The organism is Sulfolobales archaeon, assembly GCA_038897115.1.
In the GTDB taxonomy this organism is placed as follows: domain Archaea; phylum Thermoproteota; class Thermoprotei_A; order Sulfolobales; family AG1; genus AG1.
In genome coordinates this window covers 1-7976 of record JAWAXC010000096.1, presented here as the reverse complement: position 1 = coordinate 7976, position 7976 = coordinate 1, and the positions used below count along the sequence as shown (strand labels likewise).

General features: G+C 46.5%; 7 protein-coding genes. 3 read left to right on the top strand and 4 right to left on the bottom strand.

Features of this window, described 5'->3' with window-relative positions; translation table 11 throughout:
• Positions 1-2133: STT3 domain-containing protein (locus tag QXE01_10260; protein MEM4971617.1), on the top strand; the 2133-nt coding region annotated here is incomplete at its 5' end.
• Between the two features lie 41 nt (positions 2134-2174).
• Here QXE01_10260 and QXE01_10255 read toward each other — a convergent pair.
• Positions 2175-2648 carry a YbaK/EbsC family protein gene (locus QXE01_10255; GenBank protein MEM4971616.1) on the bottom strand — a complete coding sequence of 158 codons (474 nt, stop codon included), beginning with the start codon at positions 2646-2648 and terminating at the stop codon, positions 2175-2177.
• On the bottom strand, positions 2639-3517 hold the full coding sequence (locus tag QXE01_10250; protein ID MEM4971615.1) for a magnesium transporter CorA family protein: 879 nt from the start codon (positions 3515-3517) through the stop codon (positions 2639-2641). The genes QXE01_10255 and QXE01_10250 overlap by 10 nt, the downstream gene beginning before the upstream one ends.
• An 81-nt stretch (positions 3518-3598) precedes the next feature.
• On the opposite strand from QXE01_10250, the gene QXE01_10245 reads away from it, so the two are divergent.
• Positions 3599-4744: an MFS transporter gene (locus tag QXE01_10245; protein ID MEM4971614.1), complete on the top strand. Its 1146-nt coding sequence runs from the start codon at positions 3599-3601 to the stop codon at positions 4742-4744.
• A gap of 4 nt (positions 4745-4748) precedes the next feature.
• Here QXE01_10245 and QXE01_10240 read toward each other — a convergent pair whose 3' ends face one another.
• Together QXE01_10240 and QXE01_10235 are read right to left on the bottom strand one after the other, a co-directional pair.
• A complete protein-coding gene (locus QXE01_10240) occupies positions 4749-5447 on the bottom strand; it encodes a DUF3782 domain-containing protein (GenBank protein MEM4971613.1) in 699 nt (232 codons plus the stop codon).
• 80 nt (positions 5448-5527) lie between these two features.
• Positions 5528-6442, bottom strand: a complete 915-nt coding sequence (locus tag QXE01_10235) for an EamA family transporter (GenBank protein MEM4971612.1) — start codon at positions 6440-6442, stop codon at positions 5528-5530.
• Between the two features lie 143 nt (positions 6443-6585).
• Here QXE01_10235 and QXE01_10230 point away from each other — a divergent pair, with 143 nt between their 5' ends.
• Positions 6586-7848: a Glu/Leu/Phe/Val dehydrogenase gene (locus QXE01_10230; GenBank protein MEM4971611.1), complete on the top strand. Its 1263-nt coding sequence runs from the start codon at positions 6586-6588 to the stop codon at positions 7846-7848.
• Positions 7849-7976: the final 128 nt, after the last annotated feature.

Genomic DNA, 7976 nt, shown 5'->3' with positions numbered 1-7976 from the left:
GTTGTTCTCGCAGCAACAATAGCTCTCGCGGTTTATCTAAGGCTCCTCCCCTTTCTAAACACTATTCAGAATGGCTATCACCCATATCTAGATGAGCTAGACCCCTATGAGGCATACTATGTTGTAAGCTATATGCTCCAGCATGGCCCACTATCATATTTCGATCTCAGACCCCCGAATCCAGCTGTTATGATATTCTGGTATCCATGGGGCAGGGATTTCCTGACTACGGAGTTGCCTGGGCTTATATATACGATATATCTGACATATATACCTTTGAAGGCCTTTGGAGTAGATCTGATGACATATATGGTGCTATTCCCAGTCATAGCTACAGCTGTATCCCTCATAGGGATCTACCTCGTCTCCAGAGAGCTATCTGGAAGCACATTCGCAGCCCTAGCCTCGACAGCGTTCTTCGCATTCATATTCACAGATAGAACCGTTGCTGGCTTTACAGTTAAATATACGATGGCCCTAGCCATACTCCCCTACGCCCTATATACATTTGTTAAGGCATACAGATCTATGAAGCCCCTCCACTTCCTAGTCCACGGGCTAGTAATTGCCTATATGGCTCTATCCTCAGGGCTATATATAGGGGTTCTAGCGATATCATGCCTAACAATGATCATATATCCCCTTGTAGCGAAAAAAGTAGAGCCTAGATCGCTTCTCACAAACGCAGCACTTATGGTGCTCCCCTCCATACTTGTGTTCATATCCTATCCATTGTATGGAGTTTCCTATATATATAGAAGCGTTGGGGCTATAACCCTCCTAACACTATTCCTCCTCATGGTGAGATACTATGTAATACCGGCTATAACGCCTAAGAAGGCAAACATAGCATATCTAGCAACAATAATTGCAATAGGCGTTGCAGGGGTAGCACTCATATCTATAGGGCATCTTGTAGGGGGTAAGGTGGCCCAGGCCCTCGGCATAACACATGTTCTTGGAACCCTATCCTTCACGATAGCTGAGTATCAACCCACTAATCCTAGCTTTCTCATGAGCTACTACGGGGTTCTCATCATGATCTCCTTATTATCCCTACTATATGCTTTATACCTGCTAGCATCTAAGAGAGATCTCATAGCACTCTATGTATCCGTGCTAACACTGGGAACACTATATGTGCTCGAGAATCTAAGCTACTTCACATCCTTCGCAGCGCTAGTGCTCTCCATATCATCATCCTACTTCCTCGGATTCCTAGCATCTATAGTTTCTTCTAGGCTCTTCAGCGCTAGAAGGAGGAGATCTTCTTCCCTCGCACCAATACTCTCAATAGTCCTCCTAGCCACCCTCATACCGGCTCAGACATATGTAGCATATAGCTATCACATAACACCATATAAATACCACCTCCCCATGGTGCTTACATCAGGGATAGGGCTTACAACACCTAACACAGCATGGCTAGACGCCCTTAGATGGATTAGGGAGAACACTCCTAGCGACTCCGTAGTTGTCTCCTGGTGGGACTATGGATATTGGATCTCTGTTCTCGGGCAAAGAGCCTCTGTAGCTGATGGAGCAACTATCAATGGGACCCAGATAGAGATCCTAGCTAAGATCCTCACATCAAATGATGCCGAGGCTGCGAAGCTATTGATCCAGAACTTCAAGGTGGTTCCTAACAAGACCTACGTGCTGGTATATGATACATTTGTAGCTACCCCCAACTATGTATATCCGCTGAACAACGCTGACGCTGCCAAAGCGATATCAGCGATACTCAGGATAGCTGGGTACGATATAGATGCAGATATATATGGCAACAACCCCAGAACGCCTCAGTACATCGGCAGCGGGCCTCAGAAATATGTGAAGGTTGTTAGCCAGGGCCAGCAGATCTATTTAAGACCTAACTGGGAGTCGCCATCTATACAGAATATGCTTCTATTTAGAATCATGATAAACGGTGTTTACACGGCATTCCCTGGCACTATATTCTATTCAGCCGATCCCAGTGCTGGCGGCAACTTCGTGGATCCTGCTAATAGGGGTAATATGACGTATTTCAAGCCAGCCGCGATCTTTAAGAGCGCTATAACATCGATCCCAGGGGCTTATGATGTATATGTGATAGTATTTATCTACCAGCTTGTAGGGGCGCCAAGCTAGCATAGAGATCGGATCGAAGCCCAGCCCTTTTAAACCATATTCTAGCTAGGTCTAGCAAAGCTATATACCCTCAGGCCAAGCCTCTCCACAAGCTCTCTAGGCTTTATAGCTAGTAATGTATATTCATCACCACCACCGCAGAAAACCTCATCACTATCAAAGGCTAGAGAGGCATCAACTATAGTTTCAACCCCCTCTATAATCGGTGGTACACCCCCAACCCTATAGCCTGTGATCTTCTCAACCTCCTCTGGGGTAGCCATTCTAGCTGAGCCTAGGCCAAGGATTCTCCTAAGCGCTGTGAAGTCCACCCTGTGGGATCCCCTTAGGAAGAGGGCTATTGGCCCTCGATCCGTTATTACGATGACTGTCTTAGCTATTCTATCCCTTCCAACTCCTAGGGATCTCGCTGCATCATCAACGGTTCTAGCCCTCTCAACAACAACGAATCTATAGCCTATACCCAGCTCCCTTAGCCTGGCCTCAAGCCTCTCCCTCGGAATCGTCAGAACCACCCCCTAGCCTTTAGTATTAGATAGCCCGCTATAGATGATACAACCATGAGGCCTAATGCATAGATATATCCGAAGCTCCATGAGAGCTCCGGCATATTTAGGGGATAGGATCTGTCGAAGTTCATCCCGTAGATCGATGCTATGAGGGTTGGGATCATGAGGACAAGGGTTATAGCTGTGAGCCTCTTAACAACCTCATTCAGCTTCAACCCAACTAGGGTTGCATGTGTCTCTCTAATACCTATGAGCATCTCCCTATAGACCTCTATGGTTTCAAGCCCTATTGAGAGCTCGTCTATAAGCTCGAAGAGCATCCCATGGTTCTTCACATATCCAGCAAATATACTCTCACTATGGAGCTGCCTAAGCATCTGGATATAGTTTCTAAGCCCCTTTCTAAGATCTATAAGTATCTTTCTAAGCCTATAGATCTCCCTAGCAACAGCTACAAGCTCCTCCCTCTCCACCATATCCTCAACACCATCGATAGCGGATCCTATCTCATCTAGAGCTCCCCTATACTCCCTATACATATATTCTAGCACTGCCTGAAACGCCTCGCCAGCATCTATAGGCCTCCTCCTACTAATTATATCATCTACATCGATAGATTCGTGGCCCTCCACATATAGGTAAACCCTGCTAACCCTAGGATCTACAGTGGATATGATCCTAACCATGAGAAGCTCTAGAAAAGGCCTCCTAAGTAGCCGGGGTATTGAAGCCACACATACAAGGATCTCGCCCTCTAGCTCGCAATAACCCTCCCCGGGATATCCTCTATACTCCTCCACCAACCTCGAGATCTTCTGATCCTCTATCTTAGAAAGATCTTCCTCAGAGATCACAAGGATCTCGCCACCCACCATGATCCCCTCATTATTTGCTAAGGAGAATAATTAGGATGGATCTAAGCTTATTAGATGCTATCCCATGATAGCTTGGTAAAGATGAGGAGATATATGGAGATAGTGATCCTCTTTGGAATTGTGAGCATGTTTGCAGATATAACCTATGAAGGGGCAAGATCTGTGTTACCCCAGTATCTAGGATACCTTGGTGCAGATCTAGCCTTTGTAGGCTTTCTAGGAGGTGTTGGGGAGTTTCTAAGCTATCTCCTTAGATTCCTCTCAGGCCTGATCTCTTCTAGATACGGCCTTCTATGGGGGCTAACAATCTCAGGCTATGCCCTCACAGGATTTTCGATAGCTATGCTATCCATTGCAACCACGTGGATCTATGCATCGATCTTCACCATTATGGAGAGGATGGCTAGAGGCCTTAGAACACCCCCTAGAGACGCCCTTCTAAGCAGGATAGCCCAGGAGGGTAGGAGTGGGAGGGCCTTCGGCATACATGGAGCACTAGACCAGATTGGTGCTGTTGTTGGGCCTTCGATAGCTGCATATACACTATATCTCCATGGATTCTCCCCCATGTTATTCCTCACACTCTCAGCCTTCTCCCTCATCTCCGTAGCGATACTGATCTACACAAGATCTATATACCCCAGGGATGTAGAGATAACCCCCAAAAGGATCTCCATAGGTATTCTCAGAGGCCCTCTAACGAGATACGTGATATCTGTCTCAACACCCGCGCTGGGGCTGGTATCCCTCTTCATAGCTATATACTGGGTTGGGAGAGAAGATCCCGTGTTAGGAGCTATATATTTCATAGCAATCCAGGTTATACAGATAGTGGCTTCGATAGCTCTTGGAGAGCTATACGATAGGCTTGGTATAAAGGCGATCTATATATACTACCCCTTAGTACCAATAATAGCACTTGGATTCGCTGTGAACCAGCTCTTCTTCCTATTAATAGGGGTTGTCCTAGCTATAGAGGATAGTATACAGAGAGCCGTGGTAGGGGATCTTGCAAGGGGTAGAGAGTCTATTGCATATGGATACTACCACCTAGTTTATGGACTAGCATCGGCTATCGGAGGATATATAGTGGGTTATCTCGCACAGAACAACATGATCCAATATCTATTAGCACTCTCAACAATACTATCAGCATTCGGAGCCCTTATCCTCACATCGATAAGGGCTGAGAAGCCTGGGGAGGGGATTGGTGGGGAGCATCATTGATGATCTATTCTATTGCTTCGCTCGGCCTGGGATAGATTATCTCGATCCCGAGGTTCCTAGCTATAGCAGCTATTCTCTCGGGGTTCTTATCATGTATAAAGGGGGATATAATTATAACCTTATCTAGCTTCACACCCTTCAACCTCTCATAGAGCTCAGCCTTCCTCCTAACAACATCTAGATCCGCTCTCTTAACAGCTGATGTGATCTCAACCAAATATATCTTGCCATCGGATATAACAATATCTATCTCAACCTCCTCAGCCCTCCCATATACATGGCCCTCTGTATCCGTTATAACCTCATGTATAACATTCCAACCCATATCCTGGAGTATCTCCTTAAGACCGGCTCTATATGCCTCTTCATTGATAACCCCCCACCTAGCACCCAGAGCTGAAACCATATTCTCTAGCCTCATACTCAGCCTCCTAAGATCGTTTTTCGTCGCCATCTCCTCCTCAACCCTTTTAACCCTGCCTTCAAGTTTCTCGATCCTACCCTCAATTGCTTTGATCCCCTCCTCAACTTTTCCGATTCTCTCCTCTAGCTTTTTAAGATCCTCCTTAGTTGCTAGGATATTCCAGGGGGTTATCTTTACTATCGCGTTATAGATCACTTCTGGATGCTTTATGAGCACAGCTTCTAGGAGATCCAATCTCTTCTCCAAGATCTTTTCCAAGGCCTTCTCCAGATCCTCCATATATTGCCCCAAGCTATGTTGCTCCTAAAACAATATTACGGATAAAGCTATAAATATCTCTTCCCAAGCACTTTATCGGCTCATACTTCCTTCTCCCTAGCATCTGATCGCATATATCTTCTATCTCCATACATAGAGATTGCTGAGCCAGCTATTATTAGTCCTCCTCCCAGGATATCCCCTATACCTAGCTCCTCGCCGAGAAGCATATGGCCTAGTATCGCTGTAAATACTGGTAAGAGGTTGGAGAAGGGGGCTGCTGAGGCAGATCCTACTAGCGAGACTGCTTTGTTCCACATATAATAGGCTAGGGCTCCTGGGAGTATCGCTATCCATAGCAGCTGGGCTAGGATCTCTGGTCTAGATATTCTGGGTAGCTCTATGTATATATATGGAGCTGAGGACGGCCCTAATATTGCTATTGCCATTAGTAGGGATGCGTATGTAAGGGTTACCTGATCACCCTCTGGATATAGCCTCTTCTGGAGCACTGTGTAGGATGCCCATATAAAGCCTGTTAAGAGGCCTAGGGCTAGGCCTACAAGCTCCTGTGCCCCTCTAATCGATACCCCTCTATATAGGAAGAGGATTGAAACCCCGATCGATGATAATATAGATCCTAGGATCTGTATGGGCCTAGGATATGAAACCCTCATTATAGCACCAACTATCACTATAGCAATCGGTGTGAATCCATATGCAAGCCCCACAAGAGATGATGGCGCCAGGGCTAGGGCTTGGTATAGAACTATGTTGAAGACAGCGAATCCTAGGAGGCCTAGAACAGCTGATCTCAAGCCTATATAGCTTTTTAAACTATCCATAGCTTTTCTACCCATTATAGCTGGGTATGCCATTGAAGCTATGATCCACCTCATAGAGGTGATCACAATGGGGCTTAGATACTCCCCAAGACTCCTACCAACAATGTTATTCGTGCTCCAGAGCAGATGGCACATGATCAGATATACCACCGCTTTGATCCTGGGGCCCATAAGCTCCCAAGCTAGAGGATATCCCGCAGAGGATAATATAGATAAGCCCGTAGGCAAAGATCTGGGAATACAGATCTTGAGATCTGATCAATAGAGGGTGGGAACATTAGTAAGCTTTTTTCCTTTGTATGATTTTTAATATGGTGAAGGGGTTGGAGGAAAAAACCCTCGATCCCTATGAAGTTGCTGTAATGCAGCTCAGAAAAGCCGTTAATGTTCTAGGCCTTGATGAGGAGGCCTTCGAAGCCCTGAAAACCCATGAGAGGATTATCCAGGTTAAGATCCCTGTTAGGATGGATGATGGGAGGATAAGGGTTTTCATAGGCTGGAGGGCTCAGCATAACAGCGCCCTCGGACCCTATAAGGGGGGTGTTAGGTATCATCCTGAGACAAGTATGAGCGAGGTTATGGCTCTCTCTATGTGGATGACGTGGAAATGCTCGCTTCTACAACTCCCATTCGGCGGTGGTAAGGGGGCTGTGAGGGTCGATCCTAGGAGGCTGAGTCCAAGAGAGCTTGAGGAGCTCAGCAGGGGTTATTTCGCAGCGCTAGCTAGATTCGTTGGAGAAGATCTTGATATACCTGCTCCAGATGTATATACAAATCCCCAGACCATGGCATGGTATGTTGATGAGTACTACAAAATAGCTGGTGCAAACATATTTGGGGTTGTGACTAGCAAGCCCCCCCTTCTCGGGGGTCTAAACACGAGGATCATAGCTACAGGGCTTGGCGTTGCCACAGTTGCTAGGGAGGCTGCTAAGCGCATCCTAGGCGGGCTTGAGGGTAGAAGCGTTGCCGTCCAGGGATTTGGAAACGTTGGATCATATGCTGCTTACTATCTAAGCATGTGGGGAGCCAGAGTGGTTGCTGTGAGCGACTCAAGCGGTGGGATATATAATCCCAAGGGCCTTAGGATCGAGGATGTTATGAAGGTGAAGAGCGAAAAGGGTAGTGTGATTTACTATCAAGATGCAAAGAAGATATCAAATGAGGAGCTACTCACATCAGACGTAGATATCCTCGTTCCAGCTGCGCTAGAAAACGTTATAACAGCTGATAACGCGCCTAAGATAAGGGCTAAGATGATCGTTGAGGGCGCTAATGGCCCCACAACGCCTGAGGCGGATGAGATACTATTTAAAAGGGGCGTCTTCATAGTACCAGATATTTTGGCAAACGCAGGGGGTGTGACAGCCAGCTGGATCGAGTGGGTCAACAATAGAATGGGCGGATGGTTGACAGAGGAGGATGCTAGGAGAAAGCTTGAGGAGAAGATGGCAGAAGCATTCAACTCCTTCTACAGCTATCTTAGCAGGAGAAGCGATATAGATCCCAGAACCGCTGCACAGGCTATGGCTGTTGAGAGGGTCTATAACGCGATGAAGCTGAGGGGGTGGATATAGATTTCAACCTTTTTCTATGGAAAAACCTCCAATGCATTTGGTAAGTGCTTGGAAGATTTACACATGATCTCCTTCTCAACCTAGAAGAGCGGTCTCCTCGGCTGTAATATTTATGGATTTGCTAGCAC

Coding starts and splice junctions, on each gene's coding strand:
- QXE01_10250 (MEM4971615.1), bottom strand. CDS start 3,517: ATGGTGGGTGGCGAGATCCTTGTGATCTCTGAGGAAGATCTTTCTAAG.
- QXE01_10245 (MEM4971614.1), top strand. CDS start 3,599: ATGAGGAGATATATGGAGATAGTGATCCTCTTTGGAATTGTGAGCATG.
- QXE01_10240 (MEM4971613.1), bottom strand. CDS start 5,447: ATGGAGGATCTGGAGAAGGCCTTGGAAAAGATCTTGGAGAAGAGATTG.
- QXE01_10235 (MEM4971612.1), bottom strand. CDS start 6,442: ATGGGCCCCAGGATCAAAGCGGTGGTATATCTGATCATGTGCCATCTG.